The sequence below is a fragment of the Streptomyces sp. NPDC048275 genome, from assembly GCF_040652275.1.
Taxonomy (GTDB): domain Bacteria; phylum Actinomycetota; class Actinomycetes; order Streptomycetales; family Streptomycetaceae; genus Streptomyces.
Genome location: NZ_JBEZLR010000081.1, coordinates 1 through 19,228, shown reverse-complemented (window position 1 = coordinate 19,228; position 19,228 = coordinate 1). Strand labels below are relative to the sequence as shown.

Genomic DNA, 19,228 nt, shown 5'->3' with positions numbered 1-19,228 from the left:
GCACGGCATGGACATCGTCATCAGGCGGGCCCGGCCCGAGGAGTACGAGCGCGTCGGCGAGATCACCGCACAGGCCTATCTCGGCGACGGACTGCTCGACTTCGGCGAGAGCGACGAGTACCTCGGGGAGCTGCGCGACGTCGCGAAGCGGGCCGCGGCGGCCGAGGTGCTGGTCGCCACGGAGCGGGACCAGGTGTGGGGCGGTGTGACCTTCGTTCCGGCCGACGGACCCATGGCCGACATCGCCCGGCCCGGCGAGGCCGAGATCCGTATGCTCGCCGTCGCCCCGGAAGCCCGCCGCCGAGGCGTCGGCGAGGCCCTCGTACGCGCCTGTGTCGACCGCGCACGCGCCACCGAAGGCTGCATACGCCTCGTGCTCTCCACCCAGCGCACCATGCACACGGCCCACCGCATCTACGCGCGCCTCGGCTTCACCCGTACCCCCGAGCGCGACTGGAACCCCATCCCGCACCTCGACGACCTCCTCCTGATCACCTACGAGTTGACGCTCCAGCACACTCCGTAGCTCCCTCAAAGGCCGCCGTGACACAACATGTGGGGGTGCTCCCGCGACCCGGCACTAGATGTATGCTCGTGCTCGCTGTCGTCGCAGGGGAATCCGGTGCGAATCCGGAACTGTCCCGCAACGGTGTACTTGTGCGCATACGTGTGTATTCGCGTACGAGTTTCAGTCCGAGGACCTGTCGACAGCGCGCCCCGGCCACCCGGCCCGGGCGCCGACGACGTCCGGGCCTCGCGGAATGGGCCGGTGGACGCGACGCCGTGCGCGCTCGTGTGCCCCGCCGCTTTCCCCTGGCCCCGTGCCGAGCGAGGGAGAGCCCCCAGTGACCATCGCGCCAGCCGATCCGGTTTCAGCTTCCACGGAGCAGGCCCTGGTGGAGAAGGACGGTCCCGGTACCACGCTGCTGCGTATGCTGACCGACCTCACCGCCGACCTCCCCGATGCCGACCCCGGCCGAGTCGCCGCCGCCGCGCTGCGCGGCCGGTCCGCGCACGCGGACGACACGGAGCTGCGCGAGCTGGCCACCGAGGCGGCCGCGGGCCTCATCTCCGAGGACCCCGCGTACTCTCGGCTGGCCGCCAGGCTGCTGACGGTCAGCATCGCCGCCGAGGCCGCCTCGCAGGGCGTGCGCTCCTTCTCCGAGTCGGTCGCCGTCGGCCACCGCGAGGGCCTGATCGCCGACCGCACGGCAGAGTTCGTAGGCCTGCACGCGGCCCGCCTGGACGCGCTGATCGACACCGACGGGGACGACCGCTTCGGCTACTTCGGCCTGCGCACCCTGCACAGCCGCTACCTGCTCCGGCACCCGATCACCCGGCGCGTCATCGAGACCCCGCAGCACTTCATGCTCCGGGTCGCGAGCGGTCTCGCTGAGAACGAAACAACCCGCGCCGTGGACGAAGTCGCCGCCCTCTACGGCCTGATGAGCCGCCTCGACTACCTCCCCTCCTCCCCCACACTCTTCAACTCCGGCACGCGTCACCCGCAGATGTCGTCCTGCTACCTCCTCGACTCCCCTCTGGACGAGCTGGACTCCATCTACGACCGCTACCACCAGGTGGCCCGGCTCTCGAAGCACGCGGGCGGCATCGGCCTGTCGTACTCCCGCATCCGCTCCCGCGGTTCACTGATCCGCGGCACGAACGGGCACTCCAACGGCATCGTCCCGTTCCTGAAGACCCTCGACGCCTCGGTCGCCGCGGTGAACCAGGGCGGCCGGCGCAAGGGCGCCGCCGCGGTCTACCTGGAGACCTGGCACTCCGACGTCGAGGAGTTCCTGGAGCTGCGCGACAACACCGGCGAGGACGCCCGCCGTACGCACAATCTGAACCTCGCGCACTGGATCCCGGACGAGTTCATGCGCCGGGTCGACGCCGACGGGCAGTGGTCCCTCTTCTCCCCCGCCGACGTGCCCGAGCTGGTCGACCTGTGGGGCGAGGAGTTCGACGCGGCCTACCGCAAGGCCGAAGCCGACGGCCTGGCCAAGAAGACCATCCCGGCCCGCGACCTCTACGGCCGCATGATGCGCACCCTCGCGCAGACCGGCAACGGCTGGCTGACCTTCAAGGACGCGGCCAACCGCACCGCCAACCAGACGGCGGAGCCCGGCCACACCGTCCACTCCTCGAACCTCTGCACCGAGATCCTCGAGGTCACGGACGACGGCGAGACGGCGGTCTGCAACCTGGGCTCGGTCAACCTCGGCGCCTTCGTCGTCGGCGACGGCATCGACTGGGAGCGTCTGGACGCCACCGTCCGCACCGCCGTCACCTTCCTCGACCGCGTCGTCGACATCAACTTCTACCCGACCGAGCAGGCGGGCCGCTCCAACGCCAAGTGGCGTCCGGTGGGCCTGGGCGCGATGGGCCTCCAGGACGTCTTCTTCAAGCTCCGCCTGCCTTTCGACTCCCCCGAGGCCAAGGCCCTCTCCACCCGGATCGCCGAGCGCATCATGCTCGCCGCGTACGAGGCCTCCACGGACCTCGCGGAGCGCAACGGCCCCCTGCCCGCCTGGTCCCGCACCAGGACCGCCCGCGGCGTGCTCCACCCCGACCACTACGACGTCGAACTGACCTGGCCGGAGCGCTGGGCCGCCCTGCGGGAACGCATCGCTGCCGTGGGCATGCGCAACTCGCTCCTCCTCGCCATCGCGCCGACGGCCACCATCGCCTCCATCGCGGGCGTGTACGAGTGCATCGAGCCGCAGGTGTCGAACCTCTTCAAGCGCGAGACGCTCTCCGGCGAGTTCCTCCAGGTCAACTCCTACCTGGTGGACGAGCTGAAGCAACTCGGCGTGTGGGACGCGCAGACCCGGGAGGCGCTGCGCGAGTCGAGCGGCTCGGTGCAGGGCTTCACCTGGGTCCCCCAGGACGTCCGCGACCTGTACCGCACGGCGTGGGAGATCCCCCAGCGCGGCCTCATCGACATGGCCGCCGCCCGCACGCCGTTCCTGGACCAGGCCCAGTCGCTGAACCTCTTCCTGGAGACGCCGACCATCGGCAAGCTCTCCTCGATGTACGCGTACGCCTGGAAGCAGGGCCTGAAGACGACGTACTACCTGCGCTCACGCCCGGCGACACGCATCGCCCGCGCCGCCCAGGCGCAGCCCACGATCCCCGTACAGCAGACGCCCGACGAAGACGCCGTCGCCTGCTCCCTCGAAAACCCCGAGTCCTGCGAGGCCTGCCAGTAATGCCCAGCACCCAGAATCTTCTCGACCCCGGCTTCGAGCTGACTCTCCGCCCCATGCGCTACCCGGACTTCTACGAGCGCTACCGGGACGCGATCAAGAACACCTGGACCGTCGAGGAGGTCGACCTCCACTCGGACGTCGCCGACCTCGCGAAGCTGTCCCCGGGCGAGCAGCACATGATCGGCCGCCTGGTCGCGTTCTTCGCGACGGGTGACTCGATCGTGGCGAACAACCTGGTCCTGACCCTCTACAAGCACATCAACTCCCCCGAGGCGCGCCTGTACCTGTCGCGGCAGCTCTTCGAGGAGGCCGTGCACGTCCAGTTCTACTTGACGCTGCTCGACACCTACCTGCCCGACCCGGAGGACAGGACGGCGGCCTTCGCGGCCGTCGAGAACATCCCGTCCATCCGCGAGAAGGCCGAGTTCTGCTTCAAGTGGATGGACTCGGTGGAGAAGCTGGACCGCCTGGAGACCAAGGCCGACCGCCGCCGCTTCCTCCTCAACCTCATCTGCTTCGCCGCGTGCATCGAGGGGCTCTTCTTCTACGGGGCGTTCGCGTACGTCTACTGGTTCAGGTCGCGGGGTCTGCTGCACGGCCTGGCCACGGGCACCAACTGGGTGTTCCGCGACGAGACCATGCACATGTCCTTCGCGTTCGAGGTGGTCGACACCGTCCGCAAGGAGGAGCCGGAACTCTTCGACGACCAGCTTCAGCAGCAGGTGACCGACATGCTCCGGGAGGCCGTCGAGGCCGAGCTGCAGTTCGGGCGCGACCTGTGCGGTGAGGGTCTCCCGGGTATGAACACCGAATCGATGCGCCAGTACCTCGAGTGCGTCGCCGACCAGCGCCTCCAGCGGCTGGGCTTCGCGCCCGTGTACGGCTCCGAGAACCCCTTCTCCTTCATGGAGCTCCAGGGCGTCCAGGAACTGACCAACTTCTTCGAGCGGCGCCCGTCGGCGTACCAGGTGGCGGTGGAGGGCTCGGTCGGGTTCGACGAGGACTTCTAGGTCCTGTCGCGACATTCCGACCAGGCGAGGATCCGGTGGATCCCGCGGCGCGGGTGGCACGTCCAAGCGGTAAGGAGGTCACCCCATGCGCCGTACGACCCAGCACCGGATCCTCGCCCTCGTGGCGCTGACGCTTCTCGTGGCGGGCTGCGGCGACGAGGCCGGCAGCGGCACCGTGTCGCCGTCCCCCACGAAAACCGACGCGAGCTGCACGGCACCACCGGCGGAGCTCGGCGCCACTGACACCGGCCGTACGTTCTGTCTGACGACCGGCGGCGTGGTCCGTCTCGCCCTGGACGGGACCGCCGATCGGCCGTGGGAGCCCGTCAGGGTCAGCGGCGGCGGCCTGGAGGCCACCAACAGCGGCATCGTCATCCAGCCGGGCGACGCCGTCGCCGCCTTCGAGGCGGTCTCGGCCGGTACGGCACAGCTCAGTTCGTCCCGGCCATTGTGCGCCACCGAGCCGGGCCGGGTGTCGTGCAAGGGCCTTCAGGAGTGGACGGTGACGGTGGTGGTGACGAAGCCCTGAGCTGACGGTCGGTACGCCGCACATGGGCCGGCCCGATCAGCCCGGGCAGGGCCAGGATCACAAAGATCGCGAGGCGAGCCGGACGTGCTGTACGTCGACGTGGACCCGGTGATCACCTCGGCCGGCACCGCCGCCGGTATCGACGCCTGTCTGCATCTGGTGCGCAAGGAGCACGGCCCCGAGGTCGCCGACGCCATCGCCCGCCGCATGGTCGTGCCTCCGCACCGGGACGGTGGCCAGCTCGCGGCCCGCGCCCATATGTCCCCGCGCACCTTCGCGCGCCGCTTCCAGCAGGAGACGGGCACCACTCCGTACCGCCGGCTCCTGCGCCAACGGGTGCTGTTGGCACGGGAGTTGCTGGAGGCGACGGACGAGACGATGGACGCCGTCGCGAGTCGCACCGGGTTCGGCAACGCTGCCGCGCTGCGCCATCAGTTCGTACGGAGTCCGGGGACGACCCCACAGGCGTACCGGCGCACGTTCAGGGGCCCGCGGGCTGCCTGAGCGCGCACCAGTACGAACGCGGGGTGGCAGTGACACCAGCCGCTCCGCGGCGGGCGCGCATCTGCGGCGTTGTCGTCGGTTGCCGACTCCCCCACTCTCGGCTTCGCTCGAGCGGGGGGACCCCCATCGCGTCGACGCCCTCCTCCGCCTTGCAGCTGCACGCACCACACTCCGCTCACCGGCATCGGACAGGCGCCGCTGCTTTCCTCCACCGTGATCGACCGGACAGGTCCTGAGCGACGCCGGGCCGGCGACGCGCGGTCAACGCGGCGCCGCCCGCAGCAGCAGCCGGTGGGGCCGCAGGGTGATGCCGACGCGGGTCGCGTCCTTCGACTCGGACACCTGCTCGAAGCGCCAGGCGGACGCCACCGTCGCCGTGATCAGGCTGAGCTGGGCCATCGAGAAGTGGTCGCTCGGGCACTTCCGGTTGCCCACGCTGAAGGGGCTCATGGCGAACTTCGGCACGTCCTTGACGCGATCCGGAAGCCAGCGGTCGGGGTCGAAATCCAGATGCCCCCCGTACGACCGCGGATCACGCTGGATCGCGTAGGGGCTGTAGACGATGTCGGCACCGGCCGGAATCCGATAGCCCCCGAGCTCAGTTTCGGTCACCGCCCGCCGCGTCAGAATCCATACGGCGGGGCGCAGTCGCATCGCCTCGACGACAACATTGTTGGTGTGCGACAGCTTCTGCACATCGTCGAATGCAACGGGCCGGTCGCCCGCGACCGATTTGACCTCTTCGGCGACCCTGGCGGCGTGTTCCGGGTGTTCAGTGAGGACTTGCAGGAGCCACATGACGGTGGAGGCGACGGTTTCGCTGCCGGGGGTGAGTATCGCCACGACTTGGTCGTGGATCTCCTGTTCACCGATCGGGTCGCCGTTGTCGTCCTTGGCTTCGAGCAATGCCGTCAGCAAATCGTCCGGCTTTTGACCGGATGCCCGGCGTTCGGCGACGATCTCATCGACCAGGACATGCAAATCGGCCAGTGCGCGGTCGAATTTGCGGTTGGCCGGAAACGGCAGCCGATAGAGCGGGCCCGCCGGGATCACCATGCGCCGGTACATGCCGCGGAACACGGTGGCGAGCGCGATGCTGAGCCGCTCGGCCCGCTCGTCCATGTACTCGCCGCGCAGCAGACAGCGGGCCGCGATGCGCACCGCGACGCGGAAGGACTCCGAGGTGCAGTCGATCGTCTCGCCGGGCCGGACGCGCTCGGCGAAGGCCCGCGCCTCCTCCTCCATGATCGGCCCGTACTCGGGGATGATGTCGAGCCGGAACGCGGGCTGGATCGTGCGGCGCTGGCGTCGGTGGGTGGGCCCGTTGGCGGTCGCGACCCCTTCCTTGCCGAGCAGGCCTTCCAGCGATTCCCACAGTGGGCCGCCGATCTTGAAGTCGGTGCTCAGCGCGAGGGCTCCGGTGAGCTCCGGCGTGGTGACGGCGTACAGCGTCTTGGGGCCCAGCTTGAGCCGGACGATGTCGCCGTGCTCGCGAAGCCCCGCGAAGAAACCCAGCGGGTCGCGGACCAGTTTCCAGCCGTGGCCGAGGCCGGGTACGCCGCCCCCGGCGAAGGGTGGGACGGGCAGCTCCTGAGCCCCGGGTTGCGCGGGCTTCACTGACTCGACGGTCATGACTCACCTGCCGCTTCGTTGTTGACGTACGGGGGTGTGGAGCGGTCGTCCCAGCTGTCGACGGAGTACCGGCCGGACTCGTGGTGGAACCAGTACACGGAGCTGAACCAGTTCCGCATATTTCCCAGGCAGGCCTTCACCGCGATGCTCAGTTCCTTGCCGTACACGGTGCCGTCGTCAAGTTCGTCGGCGAACCGGGCGAGGCCCCTTTCCGCATCGAGGAATTCGGTGATGCATTCTTCGACCCGCCGCCGGACTTCCGTGACGGCCTCTTCGAGATTCAGCCTCTGATGGTGAATCAGACTGATTCCCAGATTGTGGACCTCGTCGCCCGCTATTTCCTTGGGGAGCGAACAGAGATCGTTGTACCAGGCGGCGAATTCCTGGCTCAGAAGTGCCGCACGCCGATATGCGGAATGTTGCCGCACAGCGGCGGGAATTTCACAGCCCGCGGTCGGCTCCAGCAGGTCGGTCCAGATCCAGTGCGCAAAGGTGAGCCGCCGGAGTTCGAGGTATTCCTCGACCGTGGGGACGGTGCCCGACGTACGGTTGCGGAATTCCCGGTCGTACGCCTCGATCACCGCGTGGAAGTGGAACGCGAAGCGTGCGTTCCACTTCTTGTTGAGGAATGAGTACAGCCGCACCATGCTGTCCGCGAACCCGGCCACCAGGGGATCCTGGTGGTGCAGGTGCTCCCTGGGGGAGTCGAGGGCCGCGTGTAGCTGGACCCTGAGCCTCCGCCAGGCGGCCGGCCTGCCGTGGATGACGTCGCGGTCGTGGCGGTCGTCCCAGACGAAGAACCACGCACTGTAGTCCGCTATGGCCTGCATGACCTCGTCGGAGGCACCAATGTAGTAGCCCGCCATCAGGTCGGTATAGCAAAGTCCGTCGGCATATTCCTCGACCTTGTCCGCCGACATGAGCCGCATTTCCCGCAGCCACGAACGCGTGTTCTCCTGAAGCCTGGGCCAATACGGATGGAGTTGACGGGGAAACATGGTCTCGATCACCGGGAGAGAGAGTGCCGGTGGAACCGCGACCACGGTCGGTGTCGATGAAGTGCCGTGTGAGAAAGCGTGCACGAACAAACCCCTCTCAGCCGCCGGTTGACGTCACACCCCTCCCGCCGTGCCGGGCGTGCGCCGTTGCGTATCCCCGCACTTCCATTCAGCACTACAACTGACCGTTCTGGGAACGGATTTGCTCCACTCACTCCCCCACGATGCTGAGATTGCCCCCTTGTGTGACTGAATATGGTTCGCTAGGGAGCACATAGGATCGAACGTGAGACACACATGCGAACGGCGCCTGCTCAGGGGGCTCCCTGAACAGACGCCGTACACGCGGGCCCACGAGCGATCATGAGTCCCAGCTGTCGTTTCCCGACACAGTCGTCGGTCGGTCGTCGGTCAGCCGTCGGTCAGTCGTTGGCGACCACCGGGTAGCGGGGCTCGTTCTCGGCCATCTGCCGCAGCGCGTCCTTGCGCTCGCGCTTGGAGAGCCGGTCGATGTAGAGGTAGCCGTACAGGTGGTCCGTCTCGTGCTGGAGGCAGCGCGAGAAGTAGCCGGTGCCGCGCACCTTGATCGGGTTGCCCTTCTCGTCCTGCCCGGTGACCTCGGCGTAGTCGGGGCGGGCCAGCGGCGCGTACGCGGTCGGCACCGAGAGGCAGCCCTCGTTGCTGTCGTCCAGGCGGCGCTGATCGGCGGGCAGCTCGACGAGCACGGGGTTGCAGACGACACCGACGTGCCGCTTGCCCTCGTCGTCCTGGCAGTCGTACACGAAGACCTTCAGGTCGACGCCGATCTGGTTGGCGGCCAGGCCCACGCCCTCGGCGGTGCGCTGGCTGGCGAACATGTCGGCGACCAGCTGGTCGAGCTCGTCGCCGAACTCGGTGACGTCCTTGCACTCCTTGTGCAGCACCGGGTTGCCGACGACCGTGATCGGCCGCGAGGTACCACGCTCGCGGTAAGCCGCCTCGCGCTCCTCACAGTCCTCGGTATCGATGACGAAGCCCTCGTCGTCCACGGGGAGCACGCCCGCGTGCTGCTGATCGGTGTCCTGCTGCGCCATGACCGACGTACGCCTTCCTGAATCCTTGAAATCTGCGGGTACAGCCTACGGGCAGCGCTCAGCAGACCTCTTCCAGATCCCGCCAGTCCCGGGAGTCGGGGCTGTCCGCGACCCAGCCGTCCAGCAGACCCCGTACCAGCGAAGCCGGAGCGGCCACCCCGCATTCCCGCTCGGGCACCCACAGCTGCCCGTCGGTGCGGTGGCCGAGCGGCCCGGGGTGGCCTGGCTCGCTGTGGTCGTGCGGGTCGAGGTGCTCGCCGTCGCCCTCGTCGGACGGCATCCGGGACTCGGAGCACATCCGGCACAGCAGCCGTACGGACGACGACCAGTCCTCGGCGGCGAAGCCGGCGTCGGCGGCGAGCTGCTCCAGCGCGTCCCGGTCGTCCTCGGTGGCCGCTTCCAGCAGGACCACCCAGGTGGGGACGGGCGAGGGCGCCCACAGCTCGATCTCGTCGAAGACGGGATAGGCGTGCCCGACGGCGGTGGTCCGCTCCCCGTGGGGCACCCCGTCGTGCAGCACGACCTCGCCCCAGCGCCGCCCGGAGGACGGCAGCGGAATGGACAGCACCTCGATGCGGGCGGGATCGAGCCGCCGCCCCCACACCACCTCGGCCTCTCCCTCCGGAGACAGCCGTACGGCCGCACTGCCGAGGTCCATGCCCACGGGCTCGCCCGAGACGGCGGCGCCGCCGGGCACCCGCAGCCCGTACGCCTGCCAGGCGCGCCGGGCCAGCGGCCAGTCCTGGAGGGCGGTGGCCGCGATGCCGACGTTCCACCAGTCAGGCGCGCCGGTCTCCCGGTCGAGAAGCGCGACAGCCCTCAGCCCGGCCGCCCGCGCCTGCTCCCAGTCGTGCCGGAACTTGTGCAGCAGGGCCAGGTTGAACCAGGACTCGGACAGCCACGGCTCCAGATCCGCGGCGCGTGTCAGCAGCGCTCCCGCGTCCTCGTACCGGCCGTCGCCGATCAGCGTGAACGCGCGGTCGGTGGCCTGCCGCCATGAGGCGGAGGGCCGGTGCCGTCCCTTGCCGAAGATCCTCACGATTCCCGCCTGCCAGTTCCGTGCGATTCCCGCCTGCCGGTGGTTCTTCGAAGAGTCCCTTGAGGACAGCGCAACCCCGGGTCGGCCCGCGCCCCCGAACACCCTCTTCCTCGCATCCAACCACGTACCGTCGGACGCCCGCTCATTACCCATGGGTTACCCAGCCTGGGGCAGGGTAAGGCCGCCCCGCAACAGGACCCTGGCCAGCGACTCCACGACTTCCGGCTGATAGTCGCGGGCGGTGGCCAGGCGCAGCTTCTCCAGTGCGGCCAGCGGTCCTTGCGGCCCTGCTTCCCGGGCCATCTCCTCGTATGCGTTCACGGCCCGTACGATCCGTGCGGTGACCGGTTGCTCCCGGTACGGGTCGGCCTGCCGCTCGACGACCACCGCGACCTCCGCGTCGACCCCGGTCTGCCGTACGACGGCGCCGCCGAGGAGGGCTATGCGCCGCTGCTCGTCGGCGGGGAGCACGGAGGTGGCCCCGGCCGGGACCGGGTCGACGAGGCTGAGCTGTCCGATGTCGTGCATCAGGGCGGCGTACTCCAGGACGGTCAGATCGGGCTCGGCGAGCCCCAGCTCGCGCCCGACGGCCCGGCTGAGCGTGGCCACCCGCCGGGCGTGCCCGGCGGGGGTGTACCCGGCGATCTCGGTCGCCCGCGCGAGCGAGGTGATGGTCTGCCGGTAAGTGACCCGCACGGCGGCGTACCGCCGGAAGGACAGCTGGGTGAGCAGCAGGGGCAGCGAGAACACGGGCAACGCCCACAGCCCCACGACCGCGACCCCGAGCGACATCACGGCCCCGGTCGCGCAGACCGCGAACCCGATGCCCGGCATGGCCCGCAGCTCGTCCCGCAGCAGCGGACCGAAGGGCCAACGGGTCCGGGCGTGCGCCATCGCCGCCGCGAGCACGGCGTCGCACAGCGCGGTGAGCACGAGCAGCGCGACGAGCAGCAGAGCGTACGAGGGGCCGCCCCAGCCCATCACCTTCCCCTGGCTGTACAGGGGTTGGAAGCAGAAGGCCGCGAACGCGACGGTGAGGACGCGCCGGGTGAGGTGATCGACGGTGGGTCCGCGGCCCCGGGCGACATGCGGCACGCACCCCAGCAGCGCCGCCGCCGCGACCACGGCGACGACTTGCAGCACGCCGTGGTGGGTGGATTCCCCGGCACTCTCCCCGAGCAACGCGTACGACAGCGCTCCGGCGGCCCCGAGGGGAGCGGACTCGCGCTCCTCGGGCCCGCTCCAGCGGGTGAGCTCGCCCACCACGACGAGAACACCGAAGGCGAGGGCGGTGCCGCGCTGGTCGAGACCGCTCCAGAGGGTGAAGGCGAGGGCCAAGCCACCGATGAGGGCCGCGGCCGCGTGGGCGCCGGCCGTGAACGAGCATCTGCTACGCCGCTGAACGAGACGAAGGGCAACCGGAGCCCAGGAAACAAGACTCACGAACCCCCCCGAGGCACACGGTCCTCCGGGCGCCCTTCGACATCGGCCACCCGCCCTTCGACAGTCGTCGGGTGCCCGTTCTTGTTTGTCGGGTGCTTCTCTGTCCGGCTGGAAACAGGCGGGGAGGGCGGGTAAACATCGCCGCGAAGCGGCGAAGGGTCCGCCGTGACAACGGGCCGCCACCCCTCCCTCCCCAGCGCAGCAACAAGCGCCCGCACCATGACAGGGTCAAACTGCGCCCCCGCGCACCGCTCAAGCTCCTCAACGGCAGCCGAAACAGGCCGAGCCCTCCGATAGGACCGAGTGGACGTCATCGCATCGAACGCGTCCGCGACAGCCACCACCCGCGCAAACTCCGGAATCTGCGCCCCCACCAGCCCGTACGGATACCCACTCCCGTCGAGCCGCTCATGGTGATGCAGAATCGCCGACCGAGCCTCCCCCAGAAACCCGATCCCCCGCACCATCTCGTGCCCGTACTCGGGATGCAGCTCGATGACCCGCCGCTCCTCCGGCGTGAGCGGCCCGTCCTTCCGCAACAACCGCGTGGGAACCCCGAGTTTGCCGACGTCATGCAGGATCCCGGCGAACCGCAGCACCTCGGCCCGCTCATCGTCCATGCCCAGTTCACGCGCGATCATCATGGACGCCTGCCCGACCCGCTCACTGTGCCCGCGTGTGTATCCGTCCTTGATGTCGACGGCCTGCACGAGGGCCCGGATGGTGGCCTGGTGGGCGGCCCGCTCCCGGTGGTACTGGGCGAACACCCAGCAGGAGACGTACATCGGCAACAGCACGAGCAACGCGGCGACAGGCCCGTACGGACTGCGCCACAGCACCGCCATCATCAGCCCGGCGAGCCCGTGCACGGCGACGGACGCGAGGGAGCGCGCAAAGACCCCGCGCCAGGCGCTCCGTACCGGAACCCGCTCGGCCAGCGCCAGAATCCCGCCGTCGAGGACGGTCAGGACCAGGCAGAAGCTGAGCACCGCGGCCCCGGCGGGCACGAGCGCGTACGGAAAGTCGGGCGTGACGACCGCGTCCCGGCCGCCCAGCGCCCCGTGCACCCGGGATGCCGCCCAGATCGCGACGGCGAGCTGGGCCGCGCGCCAGACCCGGCGCAGCCACCGCGGCCGCTGCTCCACCCGCGTGAGCAGCGCCCCCGGCAACGCGACAAGCGCGGCGGCGGACGGCGGCAGCAGAAAGGCCCCGGCCAGCAGCACGGGGAGAAAAGCGCCCACCCCCATGCCCATGCCCACGCCCGTGGCCCGTCGCCCGGCGACACGGGCGGACGCTCCCCTGGGGCCGCGAGGAACCGTGATCCGCTCGCAGCCGGCGTACAGCGCGGCGAGCAGGGCGACCACCCACCAGGGAACACGCACATGTGGCAGGGGAGCCAGACAGGCCAGGGCGGCGAGGACGACACAGGCCACGTAGACACGCGCCCACGCCGGAATCGACGCCATCTCCTCGTCCCCTCCCCCTGTTCAGGCTCCGGAGCCTAGGGAAGCGGAAACGGCACGGGGGCGGAATGGCCGAATCCGCGGGCTCGGAGCCCGCGGATTAGCACGTTCGGGTGATGGCGACGCCAACTAGCCGATCTTCACGAGGAGTTCGGAACGGTTGGGGAGTTCAGGACTCCTGAGGCGTCGCGGTGACGTCATGCTCGGGCACGGTCTGTCCGGAGCGGATCAGGTCGATACGGCCCATGACCTTCGCCCGCAGGTCGGTCGGCACGTCGTCCTGCCCGCAGCACCGCTTGACCAGCTTCTTCACGGCCTGCTCGAGGCCGTACTTCTCCAGGCACGGGGAGCACTCCTCGAAGTGCACCTCGAACTTGGTGCAGTCCGCGTCCGGCATCTCATGGTCGAGGAACTCGTAGAGATGGTCGAGGACCTCACTGCAATCCGTCTCGTGCGGCTCTCCGCAGCTCATGAGCCCGAGCCTTTCGCTTCGTTCGACTCTCCGGCGCCCGCCGGGACCAGCCCGCGGTCACGCGCGTAGTCCTCGAGCATGCCGCGCAGCTGGCGACGGCCTCGGTGCAGCCGGGACATCACCGTTCCGATGGGTGTCCCCATGATGTCCGCGATCTCCTTGTACGCAAAGCCCTCGACGTCGGCGAGATAGACGGCGATGCGGAATTCCTCGGGGATCGCCTGCAGCGCCGACTTGACGTCCGAATCGGGCAGGTGATCGAGCGCCTGCGACTCTGCGGAGCGCAGACCCGTCGACATGTGCGACTCGGCGCGCGCGAGCTGCCAGTCCTCGATCTCCTCCGCCGCGGAGCGCTGGGGTTCGCGCTGCTTCTTGCGGTACGAGTTGATGAAGGTGTTGGTGAGAATGCGATACAGCCATGCCTTGAGGTTGGTGCCCTCGCGGAACTGGTGGAAGGACGCGTACGCCTTCGCGTACGTCTCCTGCACCAGGTCCTCGGCGTCGGCGGGGTTGCGCGTCATGCGCAGGGCGGCCGAGTACATCTGGTCGAGGAATTCGAGCGCGTCCCGCTCGAAGCGCGCGGTGCGCTCTGCGGACGACTCCGTGCTCGTGCCCTGGCCCTCGGGCTGCTCCGCCTGGCCGTTGTCGGTCCCTGCGTCGGTCCCAGTGACCGGACCCACCTCCTCCAGCGTTGTCGTGAGACCGAGACCGGTCCCACTGGAATCGGAGGATAGACGACGATCCGTACCCGCCGCCGCCCGAATGGGGGCGCTCTTGGCCGCGTGCAGCACCGTCCAGTCCAGGTCAGCGCTGCTGCTGCGGCTCGGGCAGATGGTCGAACCCATGCGGCGGACTTCCTCTCCACGAACGGTCCAGCACGGTCCGTGCTGTCTGCTCGGCACAACAGTGGTCCACCACGCAACATTCCCGGGCGTCACCCGAGTGACGCGGTCCACTTCACGACACTGTCCGTGATGATCTTCAAGGCCTCGTCCTGGTCGAGGGGAGCGCGTTTCGGGACCACGAAGCCGTGATCGCCGTACGGCACCTCGACCAGCTCGTACGAGCCCTCCGGGAACTCCTCCGGCTTCCCGAACGGGTCGTTGCCGCCCTGGACGACGAGCGTGGGCACCCCGGAGCCGAGCAGTTCGTCGGCACGGGACTTCTCGGGCCTGCCCGGCGGGTGGAGGGGGAAGCTGAGCGCGAGCACGGCGGCGGCGCCGAGTTCCGTGGCCGTACGGCAGGCGACGCGTGCCCCCGCGCTCCGTCCGCCCGCGACAACGGGCAGCCCGTGCTTCGCCAGGCCCGGCCACAGCCCCCGCCATCCCACGTCCAGCGTCTTGGGCGCGGGCGCCACCTTCTTCCCGGCCACCCGCCAGGGCTGCTCCACGAGGGCGACGCTCACGCCGTGCGCGGGCAGTGCGGACGCCAGCGCCTGGAGGTCGCGCGCTTCGATCCCGCCACCGGCACCATGGCTCACGGCGAGAACGAGCCGGGCCTTGCCGGCCCGGTGCCAGGTGACGCGGGCCGTACCCGCATCCGTCTCCATGATCTCTGTCACGTCAGACACGTCAGACACGTCAGGAGTCGCATCAGTCACATCAGAAGTCACATCAGCTTCAGTCACATCAGAAAAGTGTGCCCTCTTCGGGCCCCTCCAGCTCCTTCAGCAGCTCCGGCCCGTTGTTGCGGACGTTGCTGACGGCCGTCGACACCGGGTACGCACGCATCAGCCCGGGGGGCGGCGGTGCGAGCAGTTGACGCAGGTCGTCGAGGTCCGTGCGAGCCGGGTCGAGCCAGGCGTCCCAGCGGTCCGGAGTGAGCATCAGGGGCATGCGGGGGTGGATGTCGGCGAGGGCGTGCGGGCCCTCTGCGGGCGCGATCGCGAGCGGCGAGGTCTCCGCCTCGGTGGTGATCACCGAGCACGTCACCCACCAGGCGCCCGGGTGGTCGTCGGGCAGCGTTCGGTCCCGCCAGAACTCGTACAGCCCGGCCATCGCGAAGACCGAACCGTCCGCGGGTGTCACGAAGTACGGCTGCTTGCGCGGCCGCTTCTTCTTGCCCTCGACCTCCAGGTCGCGCTCGGCGGACCCGGTGACCCACTCGTAGTAGCCGTCGGCGGGCAGGACGCAGCGTCGCGCCGCGAAGGCACGGCGGTACGAGGGCTTCTCGTGCACCGTCTCCGCGCGCGCGTTGATCATCCGGGCGCCGCCCTCGGGCGTCTTGGACCAGGACGGGACGAGGCCCCATTTGAGCTTGCGCAGCTGGCGAACCGGTTTCGGGCTGTCCGCGTCCTTAAGGGGACGGTCGAGGACGGCGTAGACCTCCTTGGTCGGGGCCACGTTGAAGTCGGGGGCGAGGGTTTCCTCGGGCTCCCACTTCTCGACCTCAAAGATTCCTGCGAGATCCTCGGGCCCACGACTCGCTGCATACCGTCCGCACATACGTGCCACACTGCCAGATTCCCAGCTATCCGGAGGAGCCCCCACCGACAATGGACAGCACCGCATCCACCTCGCTGGCCAGCCTCTGGGACGAGGTCTTCGGCAGTCAGCCGGACCCCGACCTGTGGGTGGTGATAGCCACCCTGGTCGCGGCCCTCGCCGTGATCGTCCCGCACGGCGTGTGGCGCGTCGCCCGCAACGCCATCACCATCGCCCACGAGGGCGGCCACGGCCTGGTGGCGCTGCTCACCGGGCGCAGTCTCAGCGGTATCCGGCTGCACTCCGACACCAGCGGCCTCACCGTCAGTCGGGGCAAGCCCACCGGCCTCGGCATGATCCTCACCGCGTCCGCGGGCTACACCTCTCCCCCGCTGCTCGGCCTCGGCGGCGCCGCGCTGCTGGGCGCGGGCCGCATCACGCTGCTGCTGTGGCTGGCCACGGCCCTGCTCGTCGCCATGCTGGTGATGATCCGCAACGCGTACGGCGCGCTCACCGTGATCCTCACCGGCGGCACATTCCTGGTGGTGTCCTGGCTCACCGGACCCCAGGTGCAGGCGGCGTTCGCGTACGCCGTGGTGTGGTTCCTGCTGCTCGGCGGGGTCCGCCCGGCCTTCGAACTCCAGGCCAAGCGCAGCCGTGGAGGCGCCGGGGACTCCGACGCGGACCAGCTGTCCCGCCTCACCCACGTCCCGGCCGGCCTGTGGCTGTTCCTGTTCCACGCGGTCTCCCTGTGCTCCTTGATGGGCGGCGCCCGCTGGCTGCTGGAGCTCTGAGCCCCGCAAAGACGCAGGGGACTACCGCGCCCCTTTAGGGGCGCGGGACTGTGACATATGCGGCTCCGCCGCGCGGGCGCGACCAGCCCCAACGCGCCCGCACCCAACATCCGACCTGCATTCCCGCCCAAACCCAGCGGAGCGCACCCGCACTAAAGTGGGGCGCATGACCGCTAACCCCGCCCACACCGCCCTCTGGCCCGCCCCGCACGCGAGCGGAGCCGTCGACGCGACGGTCCACGTGCCGGGGTCCAAGTCGGTCACCAACCGCGCCCTGGTCCTCGCCGCGCTCGCCTCGGAGCCGGGCTGGCTGCGCCGCCCGCTGCGCTCCCGCGACACACTGCTGATGGCGGGCGCGCTGCGCGCGATGGGCGTCGGCATCGAGGAGACGGTCTCGTCCAGCTCCACGGTCGCGGGCGGCCCCGACGCCTCCGGCGAGGCCTGGCGGGTCATCCCCTCGGGCCTGCAGGGCCCGGCGACCGTCGACGTCGGCAACGCCGGCACCGTGATGCGCTTCCTGCCCCCGGTCGCCACGCTCGCCGACGGCCCCATCCGCTTCGACGGCGACCCGCGTTCGTACGAGCGTCCGCTGCACGGTGTGATCGACGCGCTGCGCCTGCTCGGCGCCCGTATCGACGACGACGCCCGCGGCGCGCTGCCGCTGACGGTGCACGGTTCGGGCGCGCTGGACGGTGGCCCGGTGTCGATCGACGCGTCGTCGTCCTCCCAGTTCGTATCGGCCCTTCTGCTCTCCGGCCCGCGCTTCAACCAGGGCGTGGAGGTGCGGCACACCGGTTCCACGCTCCCCTCCATGCCGCACATCCGGATGACGGTCGACATGCTGCGCGCGGTCGGCGCGCAGGTGGACACCCCGGAGTCGGGTGGCGAGCCGAATGTCTGGCGGGTCACCCCGGGCGCGCTGCTCGGCCGCGATCTCACCATCGAGCCGGACCTCTCCAACGCCCAGCCGTTCCTGGCGGCGGCCCTGGTGACCGGCGGCACGGTCGTCATCCCCGACTGGCCCACGCACACCACCCAGCCCGGTGACAAGCTGCGGGAGATCTTCACCGAGATGGGTGGTTCCTGCGAGCTGACCGAGAGCGGCCTGGAGTTCACCGGCTCCGGCGCGATCCACGGCATCGAGGTGGATCTGAGCGAGGTCGGCGAACTGACCCCCGGCATCGCCGCGGTCGCGGCCCTCGCCGACTCCCCCTCCACGCTCCGCGGTGTGGCCCACCTGCGGCTGCACGAGACGGACCGCCTGGCCGCCCTCACCAAGGAGATCAACGAGCTCGGCGGCGACGTCACCGAGACCGCCGACGGCCTGCACATCCGCCCGCGCCGACTGCACGGCGGCATCTTCCACACCTACGACGACCACCGCATGGCCACCGCCGGCGCCATCATCGGCCTGGCGGTCGAGGGGGTACAGATCGAGAACGTGGCGACGACGGCGAAGACCCTCCCGGACTTCCCCGATCTGTGGACCGGAATGCTCGGGAACTGACGGGCGGACCAGGATCATGCGCCGCTACGGCAAGCACACCGACGAGGACGACATCCGCACCCGCCCCAACCGCAAGGGCAACCGTCCGCGTACGAACATCCGCCCGAAGCACGACGACGCGGCCGAGGGCATGGTCCTCACCGTCGACCGGGGCCGCCTGACCTGCCTGGTCGAGGACCGCCTCGTCATGGCGATGAAGGCCCGCGAACTGGGTCGCAAGGCCGCGATCGTCGGCGACCGGGTCGCCCTCGTCGGCGATCTGTCCGGCCAGAAGGACACCCTGGCCCGCATCGTTCGCATCGAACCGCGCACCTCGGTGCTGCGCCGCACGGCCGACGACGACGATCCGTACGAGCGCGTGGTCGTCGCCAACGCCGACCAACTCGCCATCGTCACCGCCCTCGCCGACCCCGAGCCGCGCCCGCGCCTGATCGACCGCTGCCTGGTCGCGGCGTACGACGGCGGCCTGGAGCCGTTGCTGGTGCTGACCAAGTCCGACCTCGCCGCACCCGATGAACTCCTGGAGCTGTACGGGGCGTTGGGCGTGCCGTACGTCGTCACCAGCCGCGAGGAACTGGAGAGCGGCGCGGCGGTGGAGCGGGTACGGGAGCAGCTGGACGGCAAGATCACGGCGTTCGTCGGGCACTCCGGCGTCGGCAAGACGACCCTGGTCAACGCGCTGGTTTCGCTCGATCGGCGACGCAGCACCGGCCATGTCAACGCCGTCACGGGCCGGGGCCGGCACACCACGACCTCGGCGCGCGCGATCCCGCTCCCGGGCAGCGCGGGCTGGGTCATCGACACCCCCGGCGTACGCTCCTTCGGCCTGCACCACGTCGACCCGTCCCGGGTCATCCACGCCTTCCCCGACCTGGAACCCGGTACCGAGGGCTGCCCGCGCGCGTGCAGTCACGACGAGCCGGACTGCGCGCTGGACCAGTGGGTGGCGGACGGCCACGCGGACCCGGCCCGGCTCTACTCCCTGCGCCGGCTGCTGGCGACGCGTGAGCGCACGGAGGGCGACTGATCGCCGCCTAATGGGAGCTACGGAGCCGGGGAATGCTCGGTTCCGTAGCCGCCAGCAGGTGAGCACTATCGACGCCGGAAGCTGTGACTTCTGAGGTCA

General features: G+C 69.9%; 17 protein-coding genes, 1 pseudogene and 1 riboswitch. Of the genes and pseudogenes, 8 read left to right on the top strand and 10 right to left on the bottom strand.

The annotated features are described in order from the left end of the window. The first annotated feature begins 7 nt into the window (after positions 1–7). The 5 genes and pseudogenes from AB0D57_RS34865 to AB0D57_RS34845 form a co-directional block, all read left to right on the top strand. The gene (locus tag AB0D57_RS34865) at positions 8–526 is read left to right on the top strand and encodes a GNAT family N-acetyltransferase (protein ID WP_362082505.1); all 519 of its coding nucleotides are present in this window, start codon (positions 8–10) and stop codon (positions 524–526) included. A gap of 87 nt (positions 527–613) precedes the next feature. Continuing rightward, positions 614–702: riboswitch (cobalamin riboswitch) on the top strand. A 143-nt stretch (positions 703–845) separates the two neighbouring features. After that, positions 846–3,215, top strand: coding sequence for a ribonucleoside-diphosphate reductase subunit alpha (locus AB0D57_RS34860; RefSeq protein WP_362082502.1), 2,370 nt, complete (start codon positions 846–848; stop codon positions 3,213–3,215). Beyond that, the gene (locus AB0D57_RS34855; RefSeq protein ID WP_362082499.1) at positions 3,215–4,225 is read left to right on the top strand and encodes a ribonucleotide-diphosphate reductase subunit beta; all 1,011 of its coding nucleotides are present in this window, start codon (positions 3,215–3,217) and stop codon (positions 4,223–4,225) included. Before AB0D57_RS34860 ends, AB0D57_RS34855 begins: the two co-directional genes overlap by 1 nt. Positions 4,226–4,310: 85 nt before the next feature. Beyond that, the gene (locus AB0D57_RS34850; protein WP_362082497.1) at positions 4,311–4,754 is read left to right on the top strand and encodes a hypothetical protein; all 444 of its coding nucleotides are present in this window, start codon (positions 4,311–4,313) and stop codon (positions 4,752–4,754) included. A gap of 75 nt (positions 4,755–4,829) precedes the next feature. Then, positions 4,830–5,258, top strand: a pseudogene (locus tag AB0D57_RS34845) (helix-turn-helix domain-containing protein); the annotation flags it as partial. 261 nt (positions 5,259–5,519) lie between these two features. On the opposite strand, the gene AB0D57_RS34840 reads toward AB0D57_RS34845, so the two are convergent. The 10 genes from AB0D57_RS34840 to AB0D57_RS34795 form a co-directional block, all read right to left on the bottom strand. Further along, positions 5,520–6,890: a cytochrome P450 gene (locus AB0D57_RS34840; RefSeq protein ID WP_362082494.1), complete on the bottom strand. Its 1,371-nt coding sequence runs from the start codon at positions 6,888–6,890 to the stop codon at positions 5,520–5,522. Then, on the bottom strand, positions 6,887–7,972 hold the full coding sequence (cyc1, locus tag AB0D57_RS34835; RefSeq protein WP_362082491.1) for an epi-isozizaene synthase: 1,086 nt from the start codon (positions 7,970–7,972) through the stop codon (positions 6,887–6,889). The genes AB0D57_RS34840 and cyc1 overlap by 4 nt, the downstream gene beginning before the upstream one ends. A 338-nt stretch (positions 7,973–8,310) precedes the next feature. Next, positions 8,311–8,961, bottom strand: coding sequence for a peptide deformylase (gene def / locus AB0D57_RS34830; RefSeq protein WP_362082488.1), 651 nt, complete (start codon positions 8,959–8,961; stop codon positions 8,311–8,313). A 58-nt stretch (positions 8,962–9,019) separates the two neighbouring features. After that, positions 9,020–10,000: a hypothetical protein gene (locus tag AB0D57_RS34825; RefSeq protein WP_362082485.1), complete on the bottom strand. Its 981-nt coding sequence runs from the start codon at positions 9,998–10,000 to the stop codon at positions 9,020–9,022. 156 nt (positions 10,001–10,156) lie between these two features. Further along, positions 10,157–11,347: an HD domain-containing protein gene (locus AB0D57_RS34820; protein ID WP_362082577.1), complete on the bottom strand. Its 1,191-nt coding sequence runs from the start codon at positions 11,345–11,347 to the stop codon at positions 10,157–10,159. Between the two features lie 92 nt (positions 11,348–11,439). Then, positions 11,440–12,909, bottom strand: a complete 1,470-nt coding sequence (locus AB0D57_RS34815) for an HD domain-containing phosphohydrolase (protein WP_362082482.1) — start codon at positions 12,907–12,909, stop codon at positions 11,440–11,442. Between the two features lie 166 nt (positions 12,910–13,075). Continuing rightward, positions 13,076–13,378, bottom strand: a complete 303-nt coding sequence (gene rsrA, locus AB0D57_RS34810) for a mycothiol system anti-sigma-R factor (RefSeq protein ID WP_362082479.1) — start codon at positions 13,376–13,378, stop codon at positions 13,076–13,078. Continuing rightward, positions 13,375–14,058 carry an RNA polymerase sigma factor SigR gene (gene sigR, locus AB0D57_RS34805; RefSeq protein WP_362082574.1) on the bottom strand — a complete coding sequence of 228 codons (684 nt, stop codon included), beginning with the start codon at positions 14,056–14,058 and terminating at the stop codon, positions 13,375–13,377. The genes rsrA and sigR overlap by 4 nt, the downstream gene beginning before the upstream one ends. Before the next feature lie 254 nt (positions 14,059–14,312). Beyond that, a complete protein-coding gene (locus tag AB0D57_RS34800; protein ID WP_362082571.1) occupies positions 14,313–14,927 on the bottom strand; it encodes an alpha/beta family hydrolase in 615 nt (204 codons plus the stop codon). A gap of 79 nt (positions 14,928–15,006) precedes the next feature. After that, positions 15,007–15,822, bottom strand: a complete 816-nt coding sequence (locus AB0D57_RS34795; RefSeq protein WP_362082476.1) for an SOS response-associated peptidase — start codon at positions 15,820–15,822, stop codon at positions 15,007–15,009. Between the two features lie 50 nt (positions 15,823–15,872). On the opposite strand from AB0D57_RS34795, the gene AB0D57_RS34790 reads away from it, so the two are divergent. From AB0D57_RS34790 to rsgA, 3 genes are all read left to right on the top strand, one after another. After that, entirely contained in the window at positions 15,873–16,595 is a 723-nt protein-coding gene (locus tag AB0D57_RS34790; protein ID WP_362082473.1) for a M50 family metallopeptidase, read from the top strand. Positions 16,596–16,761: 166 nt separating this feature from the next. Next, entirely contained in the window at positions 16,762–18,102 is a 1,341-nt protein-coding gene (gene aroA, locus AB0D57_RS34785; RefSeq protein ID WP_362082470.1) for a 3-phosphoshikimate 1-carboxyvinyltransferase, read from the top strand. A 16-nt stretch (positions 18,103–18,118) separates the two neighbouring features. Continuing rightward, positions 18,119–19,129: a ribosome small subunit-dependent GTPase A gene (rsgA, locus tag AB0D57_RS34780; protein WP_362082467.1), complete on the top strand. Its 1,011-nt coding sequence runs from the start codon at positions 18,119–18,121 to the stop codon at positions 19,127–19,129. The last annotated feature ends 99 nt before the right edge of the window (positions 19,130–19,228 follow it).